General features: G+C 70.0%; 22 protein-coding genes and 4 pseudogenes. 12 read left to right on the plus strand and 14 right to left on the minus strand.

Going from position 1 to position 24735, the window contains the following annotated elements:
- The coding region (locus ACH4XV_RS47295; RefSeq protein WP_395800638.1) for a DUF6544 family protein at positions 1–285 on the plus strand (285 nt) is incomplete at its 5' end.
- A gap of 52 nt (positions 286–337) precedes the next feature.
- Here ACH4XV_RS47295 and ACH4XV_RS47300 read toward each other — a convergent pair.
- Together ACH4XV_RS47300 and ACH4XV_RS47305 are read right to left on the minus strand one after the other, a co-directional pair.
- Positions 338–1108 (minus strand): nuclear transport factor 2 family protein, encoded by a 771-nt coding sequence (locus ACH4XV_RS47300; RefSeq protein WP_395800640.1) that lies wholly within the window; start codon positions 1106–1108, stop codon positions 338–340.
- Positions 1033–1638, minus strand: a complete 606-nt coding sequence (locus ACH4XV_RS47305; RefSeq protein WP_395800642.1) for a TetR/AcrR family transcriptional regulator — start codon at positions 1636–1638, stop codon at positions 1033–1035. The genes ACH4XV_RS47300 and ACH4XV_RS47305 overlap by 76 nt, the downstream gene beginning before the upstream one ends.
- Positions 1639–2129: 491 nt before the next feature.
- Here ACH4XV_RS47305 and ACH4XV_RS47310 point away from each other — a divergent pair, with 491 nt between their 5' ends.
- The 5 genes and pseudogenes from ACH4XV_RS47310 (at position 2130) to ACH4XV_RS47330 (ending at position 6572) form a co-directional block, all read left to right on the plus strand.
- Entirely contained in the window at positions 2130–3128 is a 999-nt protein-coding gene (locus tag ACH4XV_RS47310; protein ID WP_395800644.1) for a VOC family protein, read from the plus strand.
- Positions 3125–4036 (plus strand): fumarylacetoacetate hydrolase family protein, encoded by a 912-nt coding sequence (locus ACH4XV_RS47315; protein WP_395800646.1) that lies wholly within the window; start codon positions 3125–3127, stop codon positions 4034–4036. The genes ACH4XV_RS47310 and ACH4XV_RS47315 overlap by 4 nt, the downstream gene beginning before the upstream one ends.
- Positions 4033–5649 (plus strand): bifunctional 3-(3-hydroxy-phenyl)propionate/3-hydroxycinnamic acid hydroxylase, encoded by a 1617-nt coding sequence (locus ACH4XV_RS47320; protein ID WP_395800648.1) that lies wholly within the window; start codon positions 4033–4035, stop codon positions 5647–5649. The genes ACH4XV_RS47315 and ACH4XV_RS47320 overlap by 4 nt, the downstream gene beginning before the upstream one ends.
- Positions 5650–5792: 143 nt before the next feature.
- Positions 5793–5945, plus strand: a pseudogene (locus ACH4XV_RS47325) (succinyl-CoA--3-ketoacid-CoA transferase); the annotation flags it as partial.
- Positions 5945–6572, plus strand: a pseudogene (locus ACH4XV_RS47330) (CoA transferase subunit B). The pseudogenes ACH4XV_RS47325 and ACH4XV_RS47330, both read left to right, overlap by 1 nt.
- Positions 6573–6600: 28 nt before the next feature.
- Here the strand turns inward: ACH4XV_RS47330 and ACH4XV_RS47335 are convergent.
- Positions 6601–6969, minus strand: a complete 369-nt coding sequence (locus tag ACH4XV_RS47335; protein WP_395800650.1) for a helix-turn-helix domain-containing protein — start codon at positions 6967–6969, stop codon at positions 6601–6603.
- A 119-nt stretch (positions 6970–7088) separates the two neighbouring features.
- Between ACH4XV_RS47335 and ACH4XV_RS47340 the strand changes: the two genes are divergently transcribed.
- On the plus strand, positions 7089–7754 hold the full coding sequence (locus ACH4XV_RS47340) for a hypothetical protein (protein WP_395800652.1): 666 nt from the start codon (positions 7089–7091) through the stop codon (positions 7752–7754).
- 206 nt (positions 7755–7960) lie between these two features.
- Positions 7961–8419 carry an aquaporin gene (locus ACH4XV_RS47345; RefSeq protein ID WP_395800654.1) on the plus strand — a complete coding sequence of 153 codons (459 nt, stop codon included), beginning with the start codon at positions 7961–7963 and terminating at the stop codon, positions 8417–8419.
- 434 nt (positions 8420–8853) lie between these two features.
- Here the strand turns inward: ACH4XV_RS47345 and ACH4XV_RS47350 are convergent, their stop codons facing one another.
- Positions 8854–9282, minus strand: a complete 429-nt coding sequence (locus tag ACH4XV_RS47350; protein WP_395800656.1) for a MarR family winged helix-turn-helix transcriptional regulator — start codon at positions 9280–9282, stop codon at positions 8854–8856.
- An 86-nt stretch (positions 9283–9368) separates the two neighbouring features.
- On the opposite strand from ACH4XV_RS47350, the gene ACH4XV_RS47355 reads away from it, so the two are divergent.
- Entirely contained in the window at positions 9369–10103 is a 735-nt protein-coding gene (locus ACH4XV_RS47355) for an SDR family oxidoreductase (protein WP_395800658.1), read from the plus strand.
- Positions 10104–10620: 517 nt separating this feature from the next.
- On the opposite strand, the gene ACH4XV_RS47360 is transcribed toward ACH4XV_RS47355, so the two are convergent.
- The gene (locus tag ACH4XV_RS47360; protein WP_395800660.1) at positions 10621–11106 is read right to left on the minus strand and encodes a carboxymuconolactone decarboxylase family protein; all 486 of its coding nucleotides are present in this window, start codon (positions 11104–11106) and stop codon (positions 10621–10623) included.
- 81 nt (positions 11107–11187) lie between these two features.
- On the minus strand, positions 11188–11670 hold the full coding sequence (locus ACH4XV_RS47365) for a carboxymuconolactone decarboxylase family protein (RefSeq protein WP_395800662.1): 483 nt from the start codon (positions 11668–11670) through the stop codon (positions 11188–11190).
- Positions 11671–11839: 169 nt separating this feature from the next.
- On the opposite strand from ACH4XV_RS47365, the gene ACH4XV_RS47370 reads away from it, so the two are divergent.
- The gene (locus ACH4XV_RS47370) at positions 11840–12778 is read left to right on the plus strand and encodes an RNA polymerase sigma-70 factor (RefSeq protein ID WP_395800664.1); all 939 of its coding nucleotides are present in this window, start codon (positions 11840–11842) and stop codon (positions 12776–12778) included.
- Positions 12779–14106: 1328 nt separating this feature from the next.
- Positions 14107–15210, plus strand: a complete 1104-nt coding sequence (locus ACH4XV_RS47375) for an MBL fold metallo-hydrolase (RefSeq protein ID WP_395800666.1) — start codon at positions 14107–14109, stop codon at positions 15208–15210.
- 116 nt (positions 15211–15326) lie between these two features.
- Here the strand turns inward: ACH4XV_RS47375 and ACH4XV_RS47380 are convergent, their stop codons facing one another.
- Positions 15327–16316 carry an XdhC family protein gene (locus ACH4XV_RS47380; protein ID WP_395800668.1) on the minus strand — a complete coding sequence of 330 codons (990 nt, stop codon included), beginning with the start codon at positions 16314–16316 and terminating at the stop codon, positions 15327–15329.
- A gap of 7 nt (positions 16317–16323) precedes the next feature.
- A pseudogene (locus tag ACH4XV_RS47385) lies at positions 16324–16611 on the minus strand (xanthine dehydrogenase family protein molybdopterin-binding subunit); the annotation flags it as partial.
- Positions 16612–16625: 14 nt separating this feature from the next.
- Between ACH4XV_RS47385 and ACH4XV_RS47390 the strand changes: the two are divergent.
- A pseudogene (locus ACH4XV_RS47390) lies at positions 16626–16763 on the plus strand (AraC family transcriptional regulator); the annotation flags it as partial.
- Positions 16764–16883: 120 nt separating this feature from the next.
- Here ACH4XV_RS47390 and ACH4XV_RS47395 read toward each other — a convergent pair.
- The 6 genes from ACH4XV_RS47395 to ACH4XV_RS47420 all read right to left on the minus strand — a co-directional run bounded on the left by ACH4XV_RS47395 (position 16884) and on the right by ACH4XV_RS47420 (position 24631).
- Positions 16884–18854, minus strand: coding sequence for a tetratricopeptide repeat protein (locus tag ACH4XV_RS47395; RefSeq protein ID WP_395800670.1), 1971 nt, complete (start codon positions 18852–18854; stop codon positions 16884–16886).
- Between the two features lie 211 nt (positions 18855–19065).
- Positions 19066–19680 (minus strand): hypothetical protein, encoded by a 615-nt coding sequence (locus ACH4XV_RS47400; protein ID WP_395800672.1) that lies wholly within the window; start codon positions 19678–19680, stop codon positions 19066–19068.
- Between the two features lie 406 nt (positions 19681–20086).
- The gene (locus tag ACH4XV_RS47405; protein ID WP_395800674.1) at positions 20087–21031 is read right to left on the minus strand and encodes a polyprenyl synthetase family protein; all 945 of its coding nucleotides are present in this window, start codon (positions 21029–21031) and stop codon (positions 20087–20089) included.
- Positions 21032–21299: 268 nt separating this feature from the next.
- Positions 21300–21575 (minus strand): SH3 domain-containing protein, encoded by a 276-nt coding sequence (locus ACH4XV_RS47410; protein ID WP_395800676.1) that lies wholly within the window; start codon positions 21573–21575, stop codon positions 21300–21302.
- A gap of 1474 nt (positions 21576–23049) precedes the next feature.
- Positions 23050–23811 (minus strand): isocitrate lyase/phosphoenolpyruvate mutase family protein, encoded by a 762-nt coding sequence (locus ACH4XV_RS47415; protein WP_395800678.1) that lies wholly within the window; start codon positions 23809–23811, stop codon positions 23050–23052.
- Between the two features lie 7 nt (positions 23812–23818).
- Positions 23819–24631, minus strand: coding sequence for an SDR family NAD(P)-dependent oxidoreductase (locus ACH4XV_RS47420; RefSeq protein ID WP_395800680.1), 813 nt, complete (start codon positions 24629–24631; stop codon positions 23819–23821).
- Between the last annotated feature and the right edge of the window lie 104 nt (positions 24632–24735).

Here is a 24735-nt window from a genome sequence, read left to right on the forward strand (position 1 = left end):
CGTTGGCAGCCGGTGGACGACACCCGAGCCGTCGCCCGTTTCGCCGTCGCCGGTTACGCGCAGGAGGTGACGGTGGCAGTGACACCCTCCGGCGCTCTGGCATCGATCTCTCTGCCCCGCTGGGGCAACCCGGACGGCCGTCGCCACCACGAACACCGCTTCACCGCCACCTTCGACGGCGAAACCGCGCACGGCGGATTCCTCCTGCCGAGCGAAGTCCACGCCGCGAATCTCTCCCGCAACTGGTGTTCGACCTCTGCCACGACATGTGCGGCACTCTCATGACGGATCCGCCGTCCCTGGGCGCGGGAACCCGCTCCCGCGCGGACATCGGGTGTCACCGAACCGCAGGGCCGGTCGCGTCCGGACCCGAGCTTTGGGAGAAGGGGTCCGCCCGGCCGTTCTCCCAGACGACCTCCAGCACGACGAGGGCGAACCGCCAGCCGTCGTCGGTGTGTTCGCACACGCAGTGATACACCGCACCCACGTCCCAGTGCCCCCGGGGATCGGCGCTGTGGCGGTGGACCGCGAGCAGGTTGGCCCGCATCCGGACACCGTCGTCCCCCGTCTCGAAGATGTGATTACCGGTCATGTGGTGGGTGCGGTCGAAGCGCCCCAGATCCCGACGCACGAACTCCGCCACGTCAGGGGCGCGGACCTCGCCCGATGGCAGCGACAACACACCATCGGGAGTGAAGCAGCGGGCGTAACTCTCGAAATCCTTCGTGTCCAGGAAATAATCGAACCGCGTCAACAGATCGACGAGTGCCTGCCGCTCACGCGCAGCGAGCGGGTGAGAGTGTTCGACCACAAGATTCCCCTGACCGCGTGGGATCATCCGAGCACCCAGCGTAGCGAATCGCCGTCGTCTCCCCGCCGCCCGAACACGGCCGAGGCCCGATCTCCCGACCACCCCACCGCGCCCGCGCCCGCGCCGCGGACGTCGCCGAGCGATTCGGCGAAGGCGTGTCGGGCACCGTCGGAGCAGGTGAGGCGGGCGGCTGGGGTTCTTCGCCGGGGCGGCATGCCGGGTCAGAGGATCGGGAGGATGAAGTCCAGGCAGTCGTCGATGTACCTCATCGGCTGTGTCTCGTTCGAGCCGCTCCATTCGATGAGTGCCGTGTCGACGGCTGTGGCGACGAGCGCGGCCAGGCAGGACAGTTCACCTTCGGTGTAGGCCGTTCTCGAGTTGGCGGCGATGAAGGCGACGACGACTCGGGCGAGGGGGTCTCGCCCGTAGGCTCGCTTCACCTGAAGGCCGGGGTTGTCCCGTACGAGCCGAAGCCGTGTTCGGAGAATGCTCAGTTCGCTCGCGGGAAGGGCCAGGGCCGCCTCGATGGCCGTCCTGAGCCTCGCCGAGACCGAGCCCTGCCGCGGAAGCTGTTCGAGCTGTGCGGAGAGTCGCCATGAGAGGTCGTCGAGCCCCTCCCAGACGATCTGGTGTTTTGTGGGGTAGAAGCGGGCCAGGCTCGACCTGCTGATCCCTACGGCGGATGCGATCTGCGCCGTACTGACGTCCTCGAACCCGAGTTCCTCGAGAAGGGCGAGTGCGGCGTCTCGCACACGGAAGCGGTCGATGTGAGCCGGCCGCCCCCTGGTCGCACTCTCGGTGGCGCTCTCAGTGGTGCTCTCGGTCAAGGATTCCCTCCGGATTCGGATTATAGAACATCGTCTTATTAATCCTATCCTCTCGCGGCGGCGGCGTGGGCGACATGGCGGGCGGCGCCGCCGGGTCACCCGCCAACGCTCGTTGCGGCCCGGTGGCCTGAATGCGCTCACGCGCGAATCCCCCACCCGGTTGCCGCCTATGCCGACCTGTCGATTCTCGGGCAAGCCCGCTCCGCCGCCCGGCTCGCCCGACCTCGGACCCCGCCGACAAGCTCGCCCAGGCCTCCCGGGATGCGGGGGCCACCGCCCCTTCCCCATTATCGGACAGCGTGCTAAAAATGCTTTCGCGAGGTCGCGGCGGACACCACTCCGCATCCGAGACCCGCATCTCCGGAGCCTCGCGGGCCATGTGATCGCCGAACGCGACGTCATGCGCGTCCCTTGGCGACCACGACCCCAGGAACACATCGGCATGCGGCGTCCCGACGAAGCACGCCCACGACCAGCGGAAAGGGATGCAGATGGACCACCTCGTCGCGCACCTCGCGCACGTCGAAATCCGCACACCCAGGCTCGAGGAGAGCGTCGTGTTCTTCCATGACCTCCTCGGCATGGAGGTTGTCCTCGAACACGGCGATTCGGTCTTCCTCAGGACATGGGGCAACTACCTCCCCTACGACCTGATCCTCACGCGGAGCCCGACGACGGGCCTCGGCCACATCGGATGGCGGGCCAGGAGCGCCGAGGCCCTCGATCTCGCGGCACGGCGCCTCGGCGCGGACAACGCGGGCCTGGGCTGGCAGGAACCGGCACCCCGGCAGGGAAGGGCGTATCTCTTCGTCGGTCCCAACGGGCAGAAGCAGAAGCTCTTCTGGGAGGCCGAGCACTACCGGGCACCTCTGCACCTTGCCTCGCCGCTGCCCACCCGCCCACAGCGCAACCCCGCCCGCGGAATCGCGGCCCGCCATCTCGACCACGTGAACTTCCCCTCCGCGGACGTGCTCGGGGATGCGCGGTGGTACGAGAGGAACCTCGGCGTCCTCCTCACCGAATGGACGGAGGTGCCCGACGGAGGGCCGGCCATCTTCGCGACCCTGTCCACCGGTTCGGCGTTTCAACTGGCCTTCCTGCGAGACGACTCCGGGTATCGGGGCCGATTCCACCACTTCGCCCTGCAGGTCGACGAGCGCGCCGACGTCTTCCGTGCCGCCGAGATCTTCCGCGAATCCGGAACTTCCATCGAATGGGGCCCGGGACGCCATGGGCACGGGGAGTCCGTCTCGGTCTACGTGCGCGAACCCGGAGGAATGCGGCTGGAGGTCGTCTCCCCCGGCCTTCAGCGCATCGCCCCGGACCACGAGCCGGTCAAGTGGACTCCGGCCCAGGGATCCTCCGACTTCCACCTCAGCAACCCCTTGCCGGAGGCGTTCCTCGAAGTCCTGCCGGCCGTCTCGACCACCGATCAACCAGCATCCGCCATCGACGTGGCCGGACTCGGAAACCCCTGGGGCAACCCGTGAGATTCGCAAACGTCAACGGCCGCTCGACCCTCGTCACGGGCAGAGCCGGCGGCATCGACCTGGCCCGTGCCGCTGGGGACGAGAGCCTTGCCGACCCGCGCACCGCGCTGCTCCGGTGGGAGGAGGTCACCGCGCGGACGGCCCGGCTCGACCGCGGTTCGCCTCCCCCCGGGACGAGCGTCACCTGGAGCGAGAACGACCTTCTGTGTCCCTCGCCGGCACCCGGACAGATCATGTGCATCGGCCTCAACTACGTGAGCCACGCGGTCGAGTCCGGCCTCGCCATTCCCGAGCACCCGTTCGTGTTCGCGAAGTTCACGTCGTGCCTCGCGGCCCCGTTCGGACCGGTCACGATCGCCGACGACACGGTCGACTGGGAGGCCGAGGTGGTCGTGGTGATCGGACGGACCGCCCACCGGGTCCCCGAGTCCGAGGCATGGGGCCACGTGGCGGGCATCACCGCCGGTCAGGATATCTCCGACCGGTCGGTGCAAAACCGGCTGGGCGTGAACAGCCGGCCCACCCTGGGCAAGTCCCGCCCCGGCTACGGACCGGTCGGGCCGTTCATCGTCACACCGGACGAGTTCGATGATCGGGACGACATCGGCATCACCTGTACCGTCAACGGCGAGACCGTCCAGAGCGGATCCACCAAGGACCTCATCTTCGACATCCCGAAGGTGATCGCCTACCTCTCCGACATCGTCGTGCTGCGGCCCGGCGACCTGATCTTCACCGGAACCCCCTCGGGGGTCGGCATCGGCCGCACACCTCCGCGTTTCCTGCACGACGGAGACGTCATCGAAACCACCGTCGACGGGGTGGGGACCATGCGCCACGAGGCGCGTATCCGGCCGCTCGCTCCGGCCGGATCCGGGACGGCCACCCGGTCGGGGACCAAGCGATGAGCGCGGCGTCGATCGACCTGGACGTCTGCATCGTCGGATACGGCCCGGTGGGCCAGTCACTGGCCGCCCTGCTCGGGCAAAAGGGCTGGAAGGTCGGCGTGTACGAGCGCTGGGAACTGCCGTATCCGCTTCCCAGGGCCGGGCACGTCGACGACGAGATCGTACGCATCCTCCAATCGATCGGGGTCGCCGACCGGTTCGAGGCGCGGGCCGTCCCGGCGAGCGAGTACGACTGGATCGACGGCAACGGAGATCTCCTCTTCCGGATCGACTGGGGCAGGCCCACCACGTCGTCCTGGAGATCCGACTACATCTTCTACCAGCCCGATCTCGAGGCCCTGCTCTCGCAGGCGGCCGAAGCCCACGAGAACGTCTCCGTCCACCGCGGCTGGGAAGCGGTCGGCCTCGAACAACACGAGGACTGGGTGGAGACGACCTTCCGCGGCGGGACGCAGGACGGACAGGGCTGGGAGCCGAACGGCGCCACCACGACGGTGCGCGCCCGCTACGTCATCGGAGCCGACGGAGCCAACTCGTTCGTCCGCAAGGCGGCCGGCATCACGTGGGACGACTTCGGATTCTCCGAGACGCTCTCCATCGTGGACGTCAGACTCCACGAACCGGACCGGAGGATCGCGATGCCCGCGTCCGGTCAGATGTGCGACCCCGAGCGTCCCGTGACCCTCTTCCGCTGGCTGGCCCGCGAGCACGCCCGGTGGGAGTTCATGCTGATGCCGGGGGAAGACCCCGCCGAACTCGTCAGCGAGGCCGGCTGCTGGAACAAGCTCGAACGCTGGGGCGTGACCCCCGAGAACGCGACGCTGATCCGACGGACCCTCTACACCTTCCACTCCCTCGTCGCCCACGACTTCGTCAGCGGCCGCGCGATCCTGGCCGGTGACGCCGCGCACCTCATGCCACCGTTCCTGGGACAGGGAATGTGCTCGGGAATCCGTGACGCCGCCAACCTCGCCTGGAAACTGGACCTGGTCCTGAACGGCACCGCCTCGGACGACATCCTGGAGACCTACACGCGGGAACGAGGCGACCACGTCCGCGAGATCACCCGGATCGCGATCTCGCTCGGCGCCATCCTGTGCGAGACCGACCCGCGGAAGGCGGCCGCGCGGGACGCCGAGATTCGCCGCGACGGACTGCCGCCCATACCCCCGCTGCCGACCCTGACGACGGGCTTCCTCAGCAACACCGACGGCGCCTCCGGTACTCGGGGCCGGCTCGGAGTACAAGGCCTGATCGTCCACGAGGACAAGGTCAAGCGCTTCGACGACGTGGCGGGATCGGGGTGGACGCTGTTCTGCGCCGATCGTTGCCTTGCCGAGGATGCTCGCCGGGTCTGTGACGCGGTGTCCGACTTCATCGGGATCAGCGTGGTCTACGTCTCCAAAGCCCCCGTCGAGTTCCCGGGCTCCTATGTCGACTTCGACGGTACGTACGACCGCTGGTTCGCCTCCTCGAACGCGCGGGCGATCCTCGTCCGCCCGGACTTCTACACCTACGGACAGGCGAACACCTCGGCAGAGGTCGTCGATCTCCTCTGCGAAATGATCAGTCGCTTTCGGAACCCCCAGGATGCCGCACCCGGTCCGCGCTGACGGCCGGGCAACTCCAGGGGCCGGGTCCGGCATCCCGCGCCCGGCCGCGTCCCGGAACAGCGGGCGCGACGCCACGGGGGATCGCCGCTCCGACCCGGACATTCGGAGCCGCTCGCGCATTCGGACGGCCATCTCGGCAAATGGCGGAGGAGTTGGTCGAACCCGGCGGGATCGACCCCGACCAGGTCCACCTGCCGGGCATCTTCGTGCAGCGCGTGGTCGCGCTCGCCCCCGAGCAGGCCACCGACAAGAAGATCGAGAAGGTCACCACCACACCCAGGCAGGTGCGGGCCTGATGGCCTGGACACGCGACGAGGTGGCCGCGCGCGCGGCCCGCGAGCTGCGTGACGGCGAGTACGTCAACCTCAAAATCGGCCTGCCGACGCTGATCCCCCAACCACCTGCCCGACGGCGTCCACGTCGTATTGGAGTCGGAGAACGGCATCCTCGGCACCGGCCGGTTCCCATACGAGGACGAGGTGGACCCCGACCTGATCAACGCGGGCAAGGAGACGGTCACCGTGCTGCCCGGTGCCTCCTTCTTCGACTCGGCCCTGTCCTTCGGCATGATTCGCGGTGGCCACATCGAAACCGCCGTGCTCGGCGCCATGCAGGTCTCCCGGAACGGCGACCTCGCCAACTGGGCCATCCCCGGCAGGATGGTGACCGGCATCGGAGGTGCCATGGACCTGGTGCACGGCGCCCGACGGGTCATCGTCACCATGTCCCACACCGCCAAGGACGGCAGCCCGAAAATCGTCGAGCGGTGCGACCTGCCGCTCACCGGCAAGGCCTGCGTGGACCGGATCATCACCGATCTCGGCGTCCTGGACGTCACCGAGGACGGCCTGGTCCTCGTCGAGACGGCACCGGGCGTCACCACCGACGAGATCGCCGGCAGAACGAACGCGAAGATCCACTGACGCCGCGCCCCGCCTCGGCATCGACAGGTCACGCATTGAGGCGAGCCCGTCTCCACCCGGGCACGCGGTAGTCGACGACGAGGCCTTCGAGCGGGACGAGGATGGCCGCGCCCGTCCGCAGATCCGCCACCGCGTGGACGAAGCGGCGTACGGCCTCCGAAGGCGTCGCCGTCCGCCGCGCGGCCGCTTCGGCAACGTTCTCCAGGCGGGTGAGCAGGTCGCCGGTCAGGTCCCGAACGAGCGCCTCCCGGTCGGGGAGGCGCCGGTAGAGCCTGCCGGGCCCGATTCCGGCCTGCCGCACGATCAGATCCAGCGGCGCGTCGAGGCCGCGCGTCAGGAAAACGTCCAGGGCCGCGTCGAGAATCCGCCGCCTGCTGCGTGCCGCGTCCGCCCGCACGATGTACCGCCTTCCCTTGCTCCATCGAATCGGAGAGTTTCTCTCCGTCTATGCTATCGTTCCAGAAGCGGAGAGCTTCTCTCCGCTTAAGCGGCTCATCTCGTCGAAAGGAGCACGCCATGAACGGCGCGCTGACCGTCCGGACCGTGATCGACGGCACGGAGTACACGCAGGACGACATCCGCCGGTGGGAGCTGGACCGTGCCCGGAACGCGCTCACCCTGCTCAAGAACCGGATCGGCGACGCGTCGATGCGGGAACTGCTCGCCGAGGACCTCCGCGTGGCGGACGAGATCGTGGCTCCGCTGCCGGACGCCTCGGGCGGCGTCTGGCGGTCCGCCGTGACCGAGCTGGAGATCGGCGGGATCACCGCCGAGGAGTTCTTGACCTGGTGGCAGGGCCGGCTCGCGAGCGCCGACCGGACGGCATTGCTCTCGGCCAACCCCGAGCACTACCTCGCCGACTCCGCGCACGGGGTCGTCGAGATCATCGAGACCATCGGCTCCGGACCGCTGCGCTTCTTTCTCACCTTCCACGACGGCGTCGAGATCGAGGACGAGGGCCACGAGACCTACCCCGTGCGCATCGGCGGCACCGGCCGGCTCACGGACGGCACCGAGATCTGCCGCGTCATGCACGAGTTCGGCGACGGTCCGAACGGCCTGCGCATCCGCCTGACGATCCAGTTCCCCGCCGGCGCCCCCGAGCACGTCTTCACCGGCCACCAGTGGCACTTCGCCTGCGAATTCCTCAACTGGCTGGAAGCCGCGCACACGGCTCGCTGACGACGGCCGAACGGCGGTGGGGAACCCCTCGCGCCGCCGGGTTCCCCACCCCCGCAGTCCTGTCGGCACGCACCACACACCATCGAGGTCACCCCCTCATGCGGCCCAGAAAGCCACCCCCGAATCCAGACCCACCCTCCCGCACGTCGTCTCTCCCGAAGCCCTCCCCGGCCTCTCCCCCGCAACGGCCCGACCTCACCGGCCGAGTGCCCACGATCGAGCCGCCCCGACACACCGCGCGCCGCGCCGCACACGAATTCGGCCTCACCGCGCTGCTGCTCTTCCTCGTCGTCACCGCGATGCGATGGCTGCTCGCGCCCGACTCGCCCACGGCGATCCGGAATCCGGACCTCGCACCGGTCGTACTCGGCGCACTCGTCGGCGTGCTGCTGACCGCGCTCATCCTGTCGCCTTCCGGGCGATACTCCGCCGGACACCTGAACCCCGCCGTCACCGTGGCCCTGTGGCGTCTCGGAGCCTTTCCCGGGCGGGCCGTCCTCCCGTACATCGCCGCCCAGGCGACCGGATCACTGGTCGGCACAGCGCTCGGCGGCCTCCTCTGGACCCACATTCGCCATCGGCGTCGATCCGGCGATCGGAACACGGTACGGCGAACCCGGCGTTGGGCAAGCCATGATGTCGACGCAGGTTGCCGAGACGGATAGGCAACGACCGTGATCGGGCCGCCGGTGGGGGTGTTCACCGCGCGGCCGATCGCCAGGTCGCGGGAGGTGCGCGCGGACTCGGAAGGACTCCCGGCCGAGACATCGTCGGACTTCACCCTCGTGAGCGGGACTTGCCGATCATCGAGAGGCACGCATCGGGAGCCGGTGGAGGCACGGCGAAGGACCGCGGCATTGTTGCCCGTCGGGATCGGGAACCCGTCGGCGTTGCGGCCGACGGCTCAACGGGCCGAGTCCGCCGGTTTCACGGCGCCCGTCTCGATGTCGAAGTCGTACGAGTCGTCCGGCGTGGTCGGCATCGGCGCCCGACCCTCCTGGGGTGCGGCCCGCGGGCACCGGTGCCGGTCGGGCCCCTGTGGGCCGCACCACACACTCCCCGCCCGCCGACCACTGCCACGAGGCGCTCGCGGTCCGTGTCAGGAGTGGAGGGCTGCGGCCGCGGTTCGGGCCAGTTCGGCGAATCGCAGTCGTAGGTCGGACGGCCAGGCCGCGAGTCGCGTTTCGATCGCCGCCGTCACCGCGTCCCTGAAGCGCGCGACCAATTCCACGCCCTGATCGGTCGGATGGACCCTGGCGACTCGTCGATCGTTCGGGTCGGGCCTCCGGCGCACCAGGTTGCGCCGTTCGAGTCGGTCCACCAGTCCGGTGACATTGGTCTTGTCGCAGTGCAGCCGGGCCGCCAACTCGCCGTGTGTCAGTTCGTGTTCGGCCACGGCGGTGAGCAGTTGCGACTGTTGTGGGGTGAGTTCGAGGTCGCGGCTGACGGTGCCCCTGATTCCCTCGACCACACAGCACATCTCCAGCAGTACACGCGCCAGTTCCGCGTCGGGAGTCGACTTCGCCATGAGTGGAGCGTACTTGACAAGTCCATGACATCGACTATTTAGTCGATGATGCAGACTATCGATGATATCGACTGAATGGGGTCGTCATGTCGAGCAAGCGTCAGCGTGTCGCGGTCGTCACGGGAAGCTCCCGCGGGATAGGCCGGGCCACGGCCCTGCGCCTGGCCGCCGACGGATCGGCCGTCGTCGTCAACTACCACGCGAACGCCGTCGCCGCCCGCGAGGTGGTCACGGCCGTGGAGGAACTGGGCGGCCGCGCCCTGGCGGTACGTGCGAACGCCGCCGTCCCCCGCGAATTGGGGGCACTGATCGACGCGGCCGAGCAGCACTTGGGCGGCCTGGACGTCTTGGTGCACAACGCCGCCGGCTTCGTCCGCGGCCCCCTCGCCGACGCCGCCGACGAGGACTACGAGCACGTGTTCGACCTGAATGCCCGAGCCACCTTCCTCGCACTGCGCACGGCCGGGCGACGCATGCGCGACGGCGGGCGCATCGTCTACGTCTCGTCGGTGGCCACCAGGCTCTCCCCACCCGGCGAGGCCCTGTACGCCGCCGCCAAGGCCGCCGGGGAACAACTCGTACGCGGCTTCGCCCGCGAGATGGGCCACCGCGGCATCACCGTCAACAGCGTCCTGCCGGGACCCACCGACACCGACGGCTTCGCCGCCGCCGGCGCACCCACCGACGTACTCGTCGCACGCACCCCACTGGGCCGACTGGGCCGACCCGAGGACATCGCGAACGTCGTCGCCTTCCTCGCCTCCCCCGATGCCGCCTGGATCACCGGTCAGAGCTTGACCGTCGACGGTGGCCTGACCTAATGGGGCTCATCGGGTCGTGAGTGAGACTCAATGAGTGGCCGCCGGCAGGTGAGCACTTTCCTCACCCACGCCGTTCGAGCTCTGGTGTCAGACCGTGCCCCTGCTGGACGGCCGGGAGGCCGGACTGCTGATGGGATGGCGTGCCCGCCGGGCTGATGGGCGTGAGCACTGGACAGGTGGGCGTGCGCCTCGCACCACACAGGCCGGCTCCCGGAGCACGGACGGACCCGAGCCCGAGCCGTGATCGGTGGATGACCGTACCCCTCACGCTCTCCGGCACCGAACCTTGCGGCGTGGATTCCGCTTGAGGTTCGATTGTCAGGTTTTTTGGCTTCTGGCAGCTCGCCAGGGTGGTGCCGCAGTAGCTGCCGGCGGATCCTGGCCGGTCGAAAGACGTTTCGAGCCGGCGCCCCACGCATCCGGCGGTGGACGGAGGACCTGCGCCTGTTGGGGGCCGCGGCCCGCCCACCGCCGGCGGCGGACCCGTGCGGGCGCCGGGCGGCGGTGGGCGCGCCGGTCAGTTGGCCATGTCGGCGAACCGACCGGGTCGGTAGGAGCCTCCGGGGTTGCGGATGATCACGTTGAGCCGGTTGTTGGCGTTGATCATGGCGATCAGGGAGACGAGTGCGGCGATCTGGTCGTCGGTGTAGTGCTCGCGTACGCGGCTCCAGGTCTCATCCGACACGCCGGGGTGGGCGTCGGCGATCCGGGTGCCCTGCTCGGTCAGTTCCAGCGCCGCGCGTTCGGCGTCGGTGAAGACCGTGGACTCGCGCCAGGCGGCAACCAGATTCACGCGGACCGCGCTCTCTCCGGCGGCTGCGGCGTCCTTGGTGTGGTAGTCGACGCAGAAGCCGCAGCCGTTGATCTGGCTGGCGCGCAGCATCACCAGGTCCTGGGTGGTCCGGGGAAGCGGCGAGTCGACGATCGCCAGGGCGACGTTGTAGATCCGCTTGGCGATCTTGGCGCCGAGGTCGTTGGCCATCAGGTCGAATCGGGGTTCCATCGTTGTGTCCTCACTTGTGGGTTCGGCTCTCGCGCGGGGCCTGCGCGCGAGGTATTGCGGATCGGGGACGCCGACCGTCGGCTAACCGAGGCCGACGGGCTCGTACTCCCCACCGGCCTGGCGGACGATGACCGACATGCGATTGGTCGCGTTCATGAGGGCGACGAGCATCACCAGGTCGGCCGATTGGTCGTCGTCGTAGTGCTCGCGTACTCGGTTCCAGACCTCGTCGTCGACGCCGCCGGCCGCGTCGGCGATCCGGGTGCCCTGCTCGGTGAGTTCCAGCGCCGCGCGTTCGGCGTCGGTGAAGACCGTGGACTCGCGCCAGGCGGCGACCAGGTTGACGCGGACCGCGGTCTCGCCGGCCGCCGCGGCGTTCTTGGTCCACACGTCGGTCGCGTAGGCGTCACCGTTGATCTGGCTGGCGCGCAGCAGCACCAGGGTCCGGGTCGGGGCGGGCAGACTCGAATCCTGCAGGATCGTCCTGCTCGCCGCACCGAAGTGGGCGGCGGCCCTGGCCGCGGTCGCGGTCGGGTTCCCGAACAGATCCAGTCGAGCGGTCATGGTGTGCTCCTTGCACGTCGTCGGGCGAAGTCGTACAGGAGATGCCGGCCACCCGCGCCGCGTGACGCCGCGGCGATGTGGCGTACGTCACCGAGATCGGATGTCACGCCGAGGGCACGACCGGCATCTCGTGCGTGGCACCACGAACAGGAACGGACAGGAGCCGGTGATGAGCGAACGCAGTGACCGAACCGAAGAGACCACCCCGCCGGGCGCCGAAGGGGACGGCGTGGATCGCGCCACCGAGATTTTCGTCGCCCACCGCAACCTCCTTTTCACCGTGGCCTACGAGATGCTCGGCTCGGCCGCCGATGCCGAGGACGTCCTGCAGGAGACCTGGATGCGGTGGGTGGACGTCGACCCGGGGATCGTGCGAGAACCCCGCGCGTACCTGGTCCGGATCGCCACCCGCCAGGCGCTGGGCCGGCTGCGTTCGCTGCGCCGGCGCAGGGAGACCTACGTCGGCCCCTGGCTGCCGGAGCCGCTGCTGACCGCTCCCGACGTCGCCGAGGACGTCGAACTGGCCGAGGGCGTCTCGATGGCGATGCTGCTGGTGCTGGAGACGCTGACGCCGACCGAGCGCGCGGTGTTCGTGCTGCGGGAGGTGTTCGACCTGGACTACGACGAGATCGCCGAGGCCGTCGGCAAGAACCGGGTCACCGTCCGGCAGATCGCCCACCGGGCACGGAACCACGTCGCCGCGCGCCGACCGCGCGCGGCCGTTTCCCCGGCCGAGAACCGCGTGGCCCTGCTCGCCTTCCAACAGGCCGTCGAAACGGGAAATCTGCAGAGTTTGCTCGACCTGCTCGCCCCCGACGTCGTCTTCCTGAGCGACGGCGGCGGGGTCGTTCCGGCCGCGCTGTCACCCATCGTGGGTATCGACCCGGTCTCCGAGCTGCTCACGGTGGGGCTGGGAAGGATCGCAGGCTCCGCGTCGGCGCAGTCGGTCCAGGTCAACGGCCACCCGGCGCTGATCATCCGGACCGGCGAGGCGATGGACGGTGTCGTGACGGTGCGGACCGAGGGCGGCCTGATCACCGGCCTGTACTTCGTGCGAAACCCCGAAAAGCTGTCGCGCGTCGGGCGGGAGACCGCCCTGCGCCGCTGAACACAGTCGTGCTCGCCGGACTCGCCGGACTCGCCGGACTCGCCGGACCGAGTCCGGTGGCGATCGGAACAGGGATCGAATCCCCGCCGCCGGACTGGGCCGTCCCGGGCATGGAGTTCGGTGGTTCCGGTGAGGCCGACTGCTCGCGCACGACAGCGGATGGTTCGAAGAAGCCCGTATCCACCGCCCGGTCCTCCGGACGGACCCCCTCGGGGCCACTTCATCGAGATCGTCCGGAATCCGCGAGCGCATTCACGAGGCCCGCGGCAGCGGCCGACTCGGTGAGGTCGAGAGACCCGAGGCCGGCTTCGACGCGGCGATGGCCAGGCTCGAAAACCTGACGCGCGAGAATCCGGACAGCAAAGCCGAACCCGACACCATGCACCCCCGAAGCAGATGGCGTCCCGTCTCGTGGTGTAGCAAATCCGCGCCGGGACGCGCCGATTTCGCTCCCTCGTGTGCGCCGTCTGCCGGTGAATGCTCCTGGCAGACGGACTTGAACCGAAGAACGACTCGGCGAGTGCGTCGTCCCGGCACCGACCGGTCCGCCCGACCGACGACGCGGTGGTGCCGACCGGCATCGACGAGGAAGACACGACGCCGAGGCGGACGAGCGGCGCGCGGATACGCGTCCTGGGCACCGACGGCAAGCTTCCGGGCCCGCCCGCGGACCGCGTGTGGTGCCTCCGGCACCGGTATTGGCAGCGCGAGGTCCGGTTACCGGGCCCCTCGACACGGGGGTGCTCCCCGAGATCGACTCGCGCACCGGGTCCGCCGACGCCTCGCACGAGGCGACGACGGCGCCATGCTCCACACCTGGGCGGCGGCGATCACCACCCGCCGGCACTGACCGCAGGCAGAGCGTCTCTCCGTCGCAGGCTCCCGAATCCGGGAGGATTATGCATGCACGAGCGAGCATTGTTCTAACGTTTCCGCAGGTCGGAGCGGTTCAATGAATTCATCGAACTCCACCGTGAGGAAGAGGGATTCCGTGATCGCCCGCCCATGGTTTCAATGCCGTCCCGACGGCCCGGACCGCAATGGGCGAGCGGCTGGTCCACTTGCTGTTGAGCGACCCGAACGCGGACAGCCCCGGCGCGGACGGACCCTGCGTCGTCCGCCTCGTCTCCCGCTCCGCGTCCGACCCCGACATCGTCCACGTCACCGAGGGTGAACCGGCGAGGAGGACCGCCACCGGGTCTTCGCCGGCAATACCGCGCAGGCCGTCATGGCCCAAACCGTTGGCGCGCCGTCCTCGGCGATTTCACTCCCGACGAAACAGCCCGGGCAAACGCATGACGGATGACACACAAACAAGGAGAGCCCACATGGAAGCAGGGTCGAAGCGGCGGCTGACCGCGGGCGCGGCGGCGCTCGCCATCGCCGGATGGACGCTGCGGGACGTGCCCGCCGAGTTCGGCGGCAAGGCATCCGGCGAACGCCTGGCACGGATGCTGCGTTCGCCGCGGTTCCACGACGGGACGTTCCACAACTCGGTGCCCTCGAGTGTCGCCGTACCAAGTGGGCCGCCGCCACAGGTCGTCCGGGAGATGATCGGCAACCGCGACCGGCGGCACCCGGCGGGGCCGGTTCCGCTGGTCGCGCACCCGGCGACCCCGGAATCCACCGACGGCGTGAGCGCTGTCTGGTACGGCCATGCCGGCACACTCGTGGAGATCGAGGGACGGCGGGTCCTGTTCGACCCGGTGTGGAGCAAGCGGGTGTCGCCATCGCAACTGGTCGGCCCGAAGCGGCTGCATCCCAATCCCGTGCCGCTCACCACCCTCCCAGCGCTCGACGCGGTGGTCGTCTCCCATGACCACTACGACCACCTGGATCGGGCGACCATACTCGAACTGACCGCCGCACAGACCGCGCCCTTCATCGTGCCGCTTGGCATCGGCGCACACCTGGAGCGCTGGAAGGTCCCGGCCGAACGCATCATCGAACTCGACTGGGAGGAAGAGGCCGAGGTCGCCGGTCTGCGATTCACCGCGACCGCCGCCCGGCACTTCTCCGGCCGCACGTTCAGGCGCAACGACACCCTGTGGGGCTCCTGGGTCGTCGCGGGCGCGGAGCGCAAGGTCTTCTACGCCGGCGATTCGGGCTACTTCGACGGCTACGCCCGAATCGGCGGCGAACACGGTCCGTTCGACCTGACACTGATGCCGATCGGCGCGTACAACCGGAACTGGCCCGACATCCACATGACCCCGGAAGAGGCCGTCGCCGCCCATCTCGACCTGGGTGGCGGCCTACTGCTGCCGGTGCACTGGGCGACGTTCAGCCTGGCGCCGCACCCGTGGACCGAGCCGGTGGAGCGCCTGCGCGTCGAGGCGAAGGCGACCGGCGTTCGCCTGGCCCTGCCGCGGCCGGGGGACCGCGTGGACGTGGGCAAGACGCCGGAGGAGGCGGCTTGGTGGGAGCTGTGAGGCAGGGCCCGGAGCGTGGCGCAGACTCCGTCACCTCACCTCCGGCCCGCATCGACACCGTCGAAGGATGGCCGGCCTGGGGACTCGCCCCCAGCTGCGCCGCGTTCCGGGCCCGGTCACCCGTGAGCTCCTGCCACCGGGCCGACCACGCGGATCGGCAGTTCCCCCTCCCGCAGCCGCTGCCCGCCGCGGCCGTTCTCCACCGCCACAAGCTCGGCGAGGATGGCCAACGCGGTGTCGGCCAGGTCGCCCCCGCCCAGATCGAGGCCCGCCGGGCCGGATATCCGGTGCACTCCGGGGACTTCGGCCAGTCGTCGCAGGCGTTGCGTGTGGGTGGCCCGGCTGCCGAGGGCCGCGACATATCCGGCGGGGCCGGACAGGGCTGCCCGCAGGGCCCGGTCGTCGATTCGCGGATCGTGGCTGAGGGCGACGACGGCGTCTCGGGGGCCGAGGGGATGACGGGTGATCCATTCGTCCGCCCAGGCGCGGACGACCGTGGCGCCGCCGAAGGGATCCCCCGAAGCCACGTGGCCCGGCCGGGGGTCCAGGACGACGACGTCACGCCCCAGCGATCCGGCCAGGGTGGCGATGATCGCGGCGAGGTCCGTGGCACCGATCAGGAGCAGCTTCGAACGGCCGGCCAGAATCTCCGTGAACGCCGCCCCGGACTGCGGGAGTTGATGTAGTTCCGCAGACACCGACCAGGGATACGGCGGTCTCAGGGCGACCCGGACGAACAGCCGCCGGTCCTCGGCCAGCGCCGTGGTGATCCGGGAATGGACCGGGTCGGCCGGGGCGGCGGCGATGAGGACTCGCAACTCCCCGGCACAGGAGGGTGTTTCCTCCCAGGGCAGCAGGTACCCACCGGGTGACACCGGGATCACGGCGGATGGCGCTCCGGCGAGCACGTCCCGAGCTGCGTCGAGGACGATGCCCTCGACGCAGCCACCGGAAAGCGAGCCGCGCCAGGTCCCGTCCCCCGCCACGGCCATCGTCGCGCCGAGCGGCCGGGCTCCGGGGCCGTCGCGGCCGATGAGCCGGGCCAGTACGACGGGAAGACCCGTACGCCGGCAGTCGTCGACGAACGGCCAGACCTCGCGAAGCACGTCCGGTTCACTCCCCTGTCGGTGGTCGGTCTTCCAGGACGCGGTCCAGCCGGAGGGGCAGGCTCCGCTGTCTGGTCCCGGTGGCGTGCCAGACCGCGTTGGCGATGGCCGCCGCGGTGCCGACGGTGCCGATCTCCCCCACGCCCTTGATGCCGGAAGGGTCGTCGGGTTCGTGGTCGGGGACGAAGTCGGCTTCGACGTCGGGGATGTCGGCGTGCGCGGCGATGTGGTATCCGGCGAGGTCCGGGTTGACGTTGCGGCCGGTGACCCGGTCGCGGATGCCTTCCTCGTACAGGGTCCCACGCGCACGACATCGCCGGAGTCAGCCGCCGGGTCGGCTACGACAGCGCCTCGCAGTTCAGCCGGGAATACCGGCGGCAGTTCGGCGCACCGCCCAGTCGGGACGCGACACGTCTGCGCGCCTTCGCGTCGACGTCCGCGCCTTGACTCCCGGCCGGGATCCGTTCCGGCCGCTCGGCGAGCACACGCCGGGGAAGGTCGCCCGCCTGAGCCTCCATGCCCGCCCCCACGAGGCAGTGCGCCCTGGGGACCGTTGGGGAGCACACGTCATTGGTTGGGGGTTGCGTCCCTCTTTCGCTCGGGCCGGGCCGGTGAAGAGCTCGCGGGCCGTGGCGGCGTCGCCGCCAGGCCGGTCAGTCGCGCGTGTTGGCGCCGGGACCGCAGGGTGTCCGGATGATCGGGTCCAAGCACCCGGGCACGGTCGCGGACCAAGGAAGCGAACAGGTCCCTCGCCCGCACCGTGTCGCCGGCTTTTGCCGTCGAAAGGGCGTGCCTGTGGCGAGTGCCGAGCGTGTCGCCGTGGTCGGGGCCGAGCAGGCGTTCGCGATGCGATGCCAGAGCGGCGTACAGATCCCGAGCCCCGGCCGCGTCACCGGACTCGTCGGTCCAATGCGCGAGGTTGTCGCGGGCGACGAGCAAGTGCGGATGATCGGGGCCGCAGGTCCGCTCCACGCCGGGGATCAGCTCGGCGTACAGCTCCCGCGCCTTCGCGGGGTCTCCCGCCCTGCCGGTCCATGACCCGAGCGACTGGGCGACCGACAATGTCGTCGCATGGTCCGGGGCGAGCGCTCGCGCGCAGTCGGACGCCAGATCGGCGAAACAGCTCCGCGCCTTCGCCGCGTCACCGAGTTCGCCGAGCAGTCCGGCGTGCCATGCGCGGGTGGAAAGCGTGTCGGGGTGGTCGGGTACGAAGATTCGGGCGCGGTCGGCGATCAGCGTCTCCAGGAGGGCGCAGGCAAGCGCCTTGTCCCCGGCCCTCGCCGTCCAGACGGCGTGCGCGCGGCGCATGTGAAGGGTGTCGGGGTGGTCCGGTCCCAGCACGCGCGTGAAGTCGGCGACACCCGCGGCGTAGAGCTCTCGGGCCTGGCCGGCGTCCCCCGCGTCCCCGGTGGCCCCGGCATGCCTGGAGCGTGCTCTGAGGGTCTCCGGATGGTCCGGGCCGAGTTCGCGTTCGCGGGCGGCGGCCTGGGCCGCGTACATGTCCCGGGTCGCGGCCGTGTCGCCGGAGTCGCCGAGCACGGGCGTCCGTTGGCCGGCGCCGTTCTTCTCCGTGGTGGCGGCGACCGTCACCACGAGCGTCGCTTGCGCCTGGCGAGCGTGCGCGGGCGACCCCGGTGCCGTAGTCAGCGCCGAACTCTCGATCAGCTTCACCGCTATGTCCGGCAGCCAACTTGCCGCCAGATGCGCCTGCGCGACACCGCACCTGACGGTCTCGAACCTCTTGAGCACCTCCTGGGAAGTGATGCGCTCCCGTGGGTCCTTGGCGAGGCACCGCGCCACCAGGGTGGTCAATTCATCGGGCATGCCGCGGAGATCCGGGTCTTCGTAGAGAGTCCGTTCGAACGTCTCCCACGCGCTGCGACCGGTGAACGGAGGGTGGCCGGTGGCGGCGAACTTCAGCACCGCTCCCAGTGCGAAGACGTCGCTGTGCGTCACGGCACCGCCGCGGATGTGTTCAGGTGCCATATAGCCGGGGGTGCCCAGCAGTTGCCCTGTCGCCGTATGCGATGTCGCGCTGTCCTCCACGGACTTCGCGATACCGAAGTCGATGACACGCGGACCGTCAAGGGTCACCAGGACGTTCCCCGGTTTCAGGTCCCGGTGCACCAACCCGGCGCGGTGTACCGACTCGAGGGCCTCGGCGATCCCCGCGGCCAGCCACCACACAGCGAGCGGTGGCAGCACGCCGCAGTGTGCGACCAAGACGTCGAGCGCCGGGGCGGGGACGAATGCCGTTGCGATCCACGGCACGGGCGCATCCTCGGCGGATACCGCGACCACGGGGGCGGTGAACGCTGCGCCCACCCGCTGCGCCGACCGCGCCTCGTGGACGAAACGCGCACGGAACCCGGGTTCTTCGGCGAGATGGGCGCGGATCGTCTTCACCGCGTACAGGCGAGTGCTTTGCCCTTGCGCGAGATAGACCCTGCCCATCCCTCCCTGCCCGAGCAGGCGCAGTGGCGTGAACGACCCCAGACGCCGCGGATCGTCATCCGTGAGCTCGGTGCCCCACGCCACTCCGCCCATCGGCACACCGCCCCCAAACTTCCGACCCGGCGAGACCTTTCCGGCGTCCCGGGCATGCCGACGTCTGGACACACCCGCCGTCTCGCCGGACCGAACGATATTGCGGCACCTCGCCGTTCGTCGCGTCCGTGCGGTTTCCGGATGATCGGGTGGCCCCCGGTGGTGAGCCGGCAGCAGACGGATCGATCGCGCCCCTCCCCCATTACCTTCTTCGTGGCCCCGCAATGGGGCGCCTGGCCTCCGGAGTCGGCATGACTTTCTCCCCCTGTCGAACGCATGGCCTGGGGGTGGTGTCACCGGCTCCGGAGGCATCGACAGACCGCTGATCAGGGGCATGACCACCGGCTTGTCCGCAGGTCGGAAGGCTCTGCACGCGGCCGGTCGGGCCGCCCCGGTCCGGCGTGCCGAACGCCTGGGTGATCTCGGGGAGCCACGCCCGGGTCCGGCCGAGGAACCGGGCGGTGGCCGCGCACTCCGCAGCGAGCCGGTCCGCCGCCAGGTGGGCCGGGTGTGGCTGGTACGCCTGCGGGAAGCGGCGTACGACGTCCACGAAGTCGACCAGGGTGGTGTCGATGTGGAGCGCGGCGCGCAGCCGGGGTCGCGTGAGCACAGGCGGCTGATGGTGCGGCCGTGCCGGGCGGCGCCGGCGGACCAGTCGAGGTCGCCGCCGGCCGCGAAGAGGGTGCGTCGGCGCCTGCGCGTTCGGGACGAGTTGCCGAAGCAGGGCGTTGGCCGCCGCGGTGTCGAGGTAGGGCAGCGCGGTGCAGCCGGAGTCGATGGTCCAGGACAGCGTTTCGGGGACCGGCGTGCACCACATGCGCGGCCCAGACGGAGTGAACGCCGTGCCGGGACAGTGGCGTTCCCACACCTCGTGCGGGACGACGTTGACTCTCCGCCACGCCCGGCCGAGGATCGACGCGGGCCGCCCCTGTACCCGGCGAGCCGACGGTCGCGAACTCCACCGCGATGCGACGCGTCGGCAAGATCGCCGCCGGACGGCTGCTCGACGGACGCGTCTCGAGCCGGTTCCCGTCCCCTGCAGTCCCCGAGCCGTGACAACGCAACCTGTCTGTCGGGCCCGGTTGCGCGCGGTCGGCGCGAACTTGCGGCACGACGCCAGATCCGCGGCCCATCCCACAGCCCGGCCACCTCGACGCCGTTCGGAGGGATCCGCAACCGGGCGTCCTTGGCTCCGCGCGGCCGGTTCATCAAGTCCCAGCGGCTCAGGCCAAGTAGCGGGCGCCGGTGGCAAGGATGTCGTCGTAGAGGGCGGGCGGCGAGTGCGCCGCGCGGAGGTGCTCGGCGGCCAGGCGCATGTGCTCGCGGTTCCGGGCGACGGCCCACGCCCGGCCGCCGCATCGGTCGATGAGGTCGGCGACGGCCGCGACTTCCTCCTCCCGGGGCTCGTGGCGGCCGTCGTAGTAGGCGGCGAGGCGATCGCTGTCGCAGTGCCCGGATGAGAGCGCGACCGTGACCATGGGCGTCATCTTGCGTCGGCGGATGTCGCCGCCGGGGGCGCGGCCTCGGTCGAGCGTGGGCCAGACGTCCGTCACGTCGTTGTGGTACTGCGCGGCCATGCCGAAGTGGAAGCCGTACCGGCCGACGGCCTCCACCTGCTCGCTGGTGGCGTCGGTGAACAGGACGGGCAGGCAGAACACGCCGCGCAGGCCTTCCGCGGCCTTGGCCTGGTTCACCGCGACGGCCTGTTCGAGAGATGTCCCGGTACGGCCCTCCTGGCCGGTGTCGCACGCTTGGCCCGCGCACAGCCTGCTCCAGCAATCGCTCATCATCCGCAACGCCTGATGGGTGCGCGGGTGGTCTTGCTCGCCCAGGACGGAGAAGGCCAGCCCCAGGAGGGCGTCGCCGGCCATGAGGGCGCACTCGGTGCCGTAGGCCGCCCACAGCGCAGGCCGGCCGCGGCGCACCGGATCCCGGTCGAGGACGTCGTCGTGGATGATCGAGGTGTTCACCAGGAGATCGCCGACGACGGTTGCGGCAAGGCCCCGTTCGGCGGGACCGCCGTCGGCGCCCGCACACAGCAGCGGAAGCACCAGGCCCCGGCGTCCCACACCGCCGCGCCGGCCGATGACCGGACCGCCGTCCTTGCCGGCCCAGCCGTAGTGGTAGCGGACGGCATCGAGGAGCGGGGCGGGCAGACGCTCCACCACGCTCTGGACGGCCGGGTTGATGATCTTCCCGCCTTCGTCGAAGATCTCCTGGGCGGTGCGGCTGCCATACGCAGGCCGGACGGCATGCCGGTGCTCCTCTCAGTCCCGGTGCCGACCGGGGAGGACCCGAACCGCTGACAGCCCGTCTTCGACCTGCGTCGTGGCGCGGGCGAGGGTTCGGGGGTCCTGGATTGCGGGGCAGACGCCGAACGCGCCGGCTCCGGGGTAGTCGAACGGACGCGTCCGGGACGGCCGGAGTCTTTGCCGTTCAGCCGGTGTCCCCCCCGTTGGTCACGTCTCCGCAGAGCGGGACGTTGCCGGTGTTGTCGACGAAGCGGGCCGTGACCCATCCGGGCCGGTCTCGGAGCAGGTACCAGATGTCGTTGCCGTCGATGTTCTGGGCGTGCACCTTGCACCGCAGCCCCACCGTGGAGCCATGGGGCAATCGGGCGACGACAGAGGAGTCGGTGCTCGGAAACTCGCGCACGTTCACCCCGTTCTCGCTGACCACGGTGCCGTACGGCTGACTCGGCGTGGAAGCCATCTTCTCCTCCTGGACAACAAGCCGATTCGGTACACCCCGCCTCCCCCAGAACACGGAGAGTAAACACTTGGGCATCTAGTGCATTCATCCGGTCCGATGCCGGCACAGCTTGCATACCTTCACCGGACCGGACGCGGCCGGCGGCACGACCGCGCGGCCAGGGCCGGGAACGGCGGCCCGCACCCGAACGACCACCCCGGCCGCGGCGGCCGGAGAGCCGGGCACCGCGCGGCATTCGACCGGGCCAACCCGCCCGAGGGTTGGCCCAGGGAAGAAGTCCGCGCACGGCAGCGGGCATTCGGGGGTCGCGACCAGGGAGAACGGTCGTGTGCGATAGGCAACCCGCCCCGGATCGCCCGGATCGCCGATCCTTCAGCATCCCCGCCTGTCGCGTGGCCACACACCAGCGCAGCCGGGCCCAGAAGGCGTCGTCGGCGGGACGCTGTTCACCCCGCTCGTCGTAGTGGGCCTCGTAGGGGGAGGCATCCAGGCGTTCCGGGAACAGGCCGAATTCGCGGGTGCGGACCAGTGCTTCCTCGCAGGGTTCGCTGCTGCCGATGTAGACGTACTGGTCCCAACCGACATGCACGGTGAACGCGCCTTCCACCTCCAGTCGGCACCAGACACCGTCGCCTCGGAGCATCGCCCGGACGAGTTCCAGGCCGAGGGTGAGCGAGACCCGCGCGCCGTCGTGGAATCGGCGAGGCCCGACGGGAAGAGACCCGCCGGTCCATGCCCTTCGGGGGCCGGCTCCGCGCCGAAGTAGACGAGATCGAACGAGATTTGCGGCTCTCGGACGGCCAGGTGGTTGATGCCGGCGTCCTCGATGAAGGCGGCCACCGCCCGCAGGTAGGCCGACTCGACAGGTCCGCAGTCGCTGTCCGAATCGACGGTGCCGATGTAGTGGCCGCGTTCGTCGCGATCGGCGCGATCTACTTGGTGACCCGGTAGACGAAAGGGAGCACGTCAGTGCCCGCCGAAAGCCGAGGGCGTCACCGAGGTCCGGTGGCGTTTCGAAACGCTGTGGACCGCGGTCCTGCCGACAGCACTGCACAGCCTCCTTGGGATTGAGCCCATCGCACCCGACCACCCGGGGCTCACCGACCTCCTGCGCGGATACGCCGACGACGGCTGGACCCTGCACGTCGACGACGGTCTCCTGTACCAAGCGTGGAAGGCCGCGATGGCCGGGTAGTTCGGAGCGGCGCGTCCTTTCCCCCGGTGGCGAGGACGACAGATCCGTCGACGCCGTACCATCACTCTCGTACTTCGCGCCGTCCCCTCCTGCGGCTTCACGGCCGACGCCCGTTCGCGGCGTGCCGACGAACCGACGAACCGCACCGAGCCCACTTCGTCGCGAAGGCGCAATGCGTGGACGCCCCCGCCCCGTCGCACGACCACGCGCCGTGCGCCGGTACGCCTTTGCGACTTCGTCCTCGTCGTTCACCACCGCGCACGCGGCAGTGACGGCCCGTCACTTCCGGGTGTCGAGGAGATGCCGGAGATCGACATGCAGGTGGGCGAGTGCGCTGCGGTACAGCTGGGGTCCCACGGAGACCCGGGCCACACCGATGGCACGGAGCTCGGCGAGCGACCCGCCTTTCAGCAGAAGGCCCCCGTTCACCGGCGCGTCGACCGCGGCGACGATGGCTCGGAGGTCGTCTGGCCCGGCTCCGGGTGGGAACACGCAGTCGGCGCCGGCCGACCGGTACGCCTTGGCCCTGCCGATCGCATCGGCACGCCTGCGATGCTCGGCCAGAGGCGAGGTGGGGAAGAAGGAGTCGATCCGGGCGTTGATGACCAGCGGCACCCCGATACGGTCGGCGGCTGCGCGCATCCGCGCGATATAGGTGGCACGGACGTCGACGTCGATCAGGCCGCCGCCGGCGTGATCGCTGTCCTCGATGTTGCAACCGACGACTCCGATACCGCTCAGCAGTTCTACCAGTTCCTCGGGCGCCATCCCGTAGCCGGCCTCGGCGTCGACGGTGACCGGCACATCGACGGAGGCTGCGATGCGACGGGCAACGAACATCATCTCCGCGCTCGGAGCACCCTCACCGTCGTCGTAGCCCAGAGCGGCGGCGATCGCGTTGCTCGCGGTCGCGACCACCGGGAAGCCCGCGTCGACGATGGTGCGGGCGCTGCCCACGTCCCAGGCGTTCGGCAGCACCAGCGGAGCGCCCGGGACGTGCAGGGAGCGAAGCAGTTCGGCCTTGTCGGCCCGATCGCGCACAGCGGCCTCAGTCGACAAGTGCGCCGGCGGACAGATTGGCGATCGTCCCGGTCATGGCGCCGGCTCGATCCGAGGCCAGGAACGCGGCCGTCTCCGCGATTTCGGAGAGCGTGGGCAGCCTCTTCAACAGCGTCCCCTCCACCATGCCCCCGCTTTCGAGCATTTCCTGAACCGACTGCCCCGCCGCCGCCGCGGTTTGCCCGAAGAGTTCCTTGGTGTAGGAACCGGCCGCCGGCGCGTCGACGACGGCGTGCGGACGGATGCCGATCACCCGGATGTTGCCGGGTGCCAGCTCCGCGGCCAGTAGTCGCGAGAACGCCTCCTTGCCGGCCGCACTCACCCCGTGCCCCAGGATGCCGCCCACGGCCAGCTTGGCACCCGGCTCGGACAAGGTCAGGACGACGCCGGGGCGCTTGTGACCCATGTGCCGTGCCACAGCCTTGCTGGTGATGAACAGCGACCGCAGAAAACCGTCGATCGGCCGCATGAACTCCTCGAGGGAGAGGTCCGCCAGCAAAGTGCCCTGGTCGTGCATGACACTCACGGCGTTGAGGGCGATGTCGATACTCCCGGCCGTCGCCGCGACCGCGTCGGCGTGCGCGTCGACCGCCTGTTGATCGAAGACGTCGACCAGCGCGGTCTCGACCGTTCCGCCCGCGGCGGCGATGTCACGCGCCACGGCGTCGAGCTTGGCCTGTGTGCGTCCTGCGATGAAGACCCGCGCACCCTCCCGGGCGAATACCCGCGCGACGGCGCCGCCGATGGCGCCCCCGCCGCCATGGATCACAGCGTTCTTGTTCTCGAGCAGCAAGCCGGTCATGGTGTCCTCCAGGTGATCGATGTTTCCGTGATTGCGCAGGCTCGAGCGGGCATCACATCCGCCACCACCGCGAGTTCCGTCGCGACCGCAATTGCGGGAGGCTT

Source organism: Embleya sp. NPDC020630 (assembly GCF_044334985.1).
Classification (GTDB): Bacteria; Actinomycetota; Actinomycetes; order Streptomycetales; family Streptomycetaceae; genus Embleya.

Excerpts from the sequence above, each read along its gene's own strand:
- ACH4XV_RS47300 (WP_395800640.1), bottom strand. The coding sequence starts at position 1,108 with ATGGAGCGGCTCGAACGAGACACAGCCGATGAGGTACATCGACGACTG.
- ACH4XV_RS47310 (WP_395800644.1), top strand. The coding sequence starts at position 2,130 with ATGGACCACCTCGTCGCGCACCTCGCGCACGTCGAAATCCGCACACCC.
- ACH4XV_RS47320 (WP_395800648.1), top strand. The coding sequence starts at position 4,033 with ATGAGCGCGGCGTCGATCGACCTGGACGTCTGCATCGTCGGATACGGC.
- ACH4XV_RS47340 (WP_395800652.1), top strand. The coding sequence starts at position 7,089 with ATGAACGGCGCGCTGACCGTCCGGACCGTGATCGACGGCACGGAGTAC.
- ACH4XV_RS47350 (WP_395800656.1), bottom strand. The coding sequence starts at position 9,282 with ATGGCGAAGTCGACTCCCGACGCGGAACTGGCGCGTGTACTGCTGGAG.
- ACH4XV_RS47355 (WP_395800658.1), top strand. The coding sequence starts at position 9,369 with ATGTCGAGCAAGCGTCAGCGTGTCGCGGTCGTCACGGGAAGCTCCCGC.
- ACH4XV_RS47360 (WP_395800660.1), bottom strand. The coding sequence starts at position 11,106 with ATGGAACCCCGATTCGACCTGATGGCCAACGACCTCGGCGCCAAGATC.
- ACH4XV_RS47365 (WP_395800662.1), bottom strand. The coding sequence starts at position 11,670 with ATGACCGCTCGACTGGATCTGTTCGGGAACCCGACCGCGACCGCGGCC.
- ACH4XV_RS47370 (WP_395800664.1), top strand. The coding sequence starts at position 11,840 with ATGAGCGAACGCAGTGACCGAACCGAAGAGACCACCCCGCCGGGCGCC.
- ACH4XV_RS47375 (WP_395800666.1), top strand. The coding sequence starts at position 14,107 with ATGGAAGCAGGGTCGAAGCGGCGGCTGACCGCGGGCGCGGCGGCGCTC.
- ACH4XV_RS47400 (WP_395800672.1), bottom strand. The coding sequence starts at position 19,680 with ATGTGGTGCACGCCGGTCCCCGAAACGCTGTCCTGGACCATCGACTCC.
- ACH4XV_RS47410 (WP_395800676.1), bottom strand. The coding sequence starts at position 21,575 with ATGGCTTCCACGCCGAGTCAGCCGTACGGCACCGTGGTCAGCGAGAAC.
- ACH4XV_RS47420 (WP_395800680.1), bottom strand. The coding sequence starts at position 24,631 with ATGACCGGCTTGCTGCTCGAGAACAAGAACGCTGTGATCCATGGCGGC.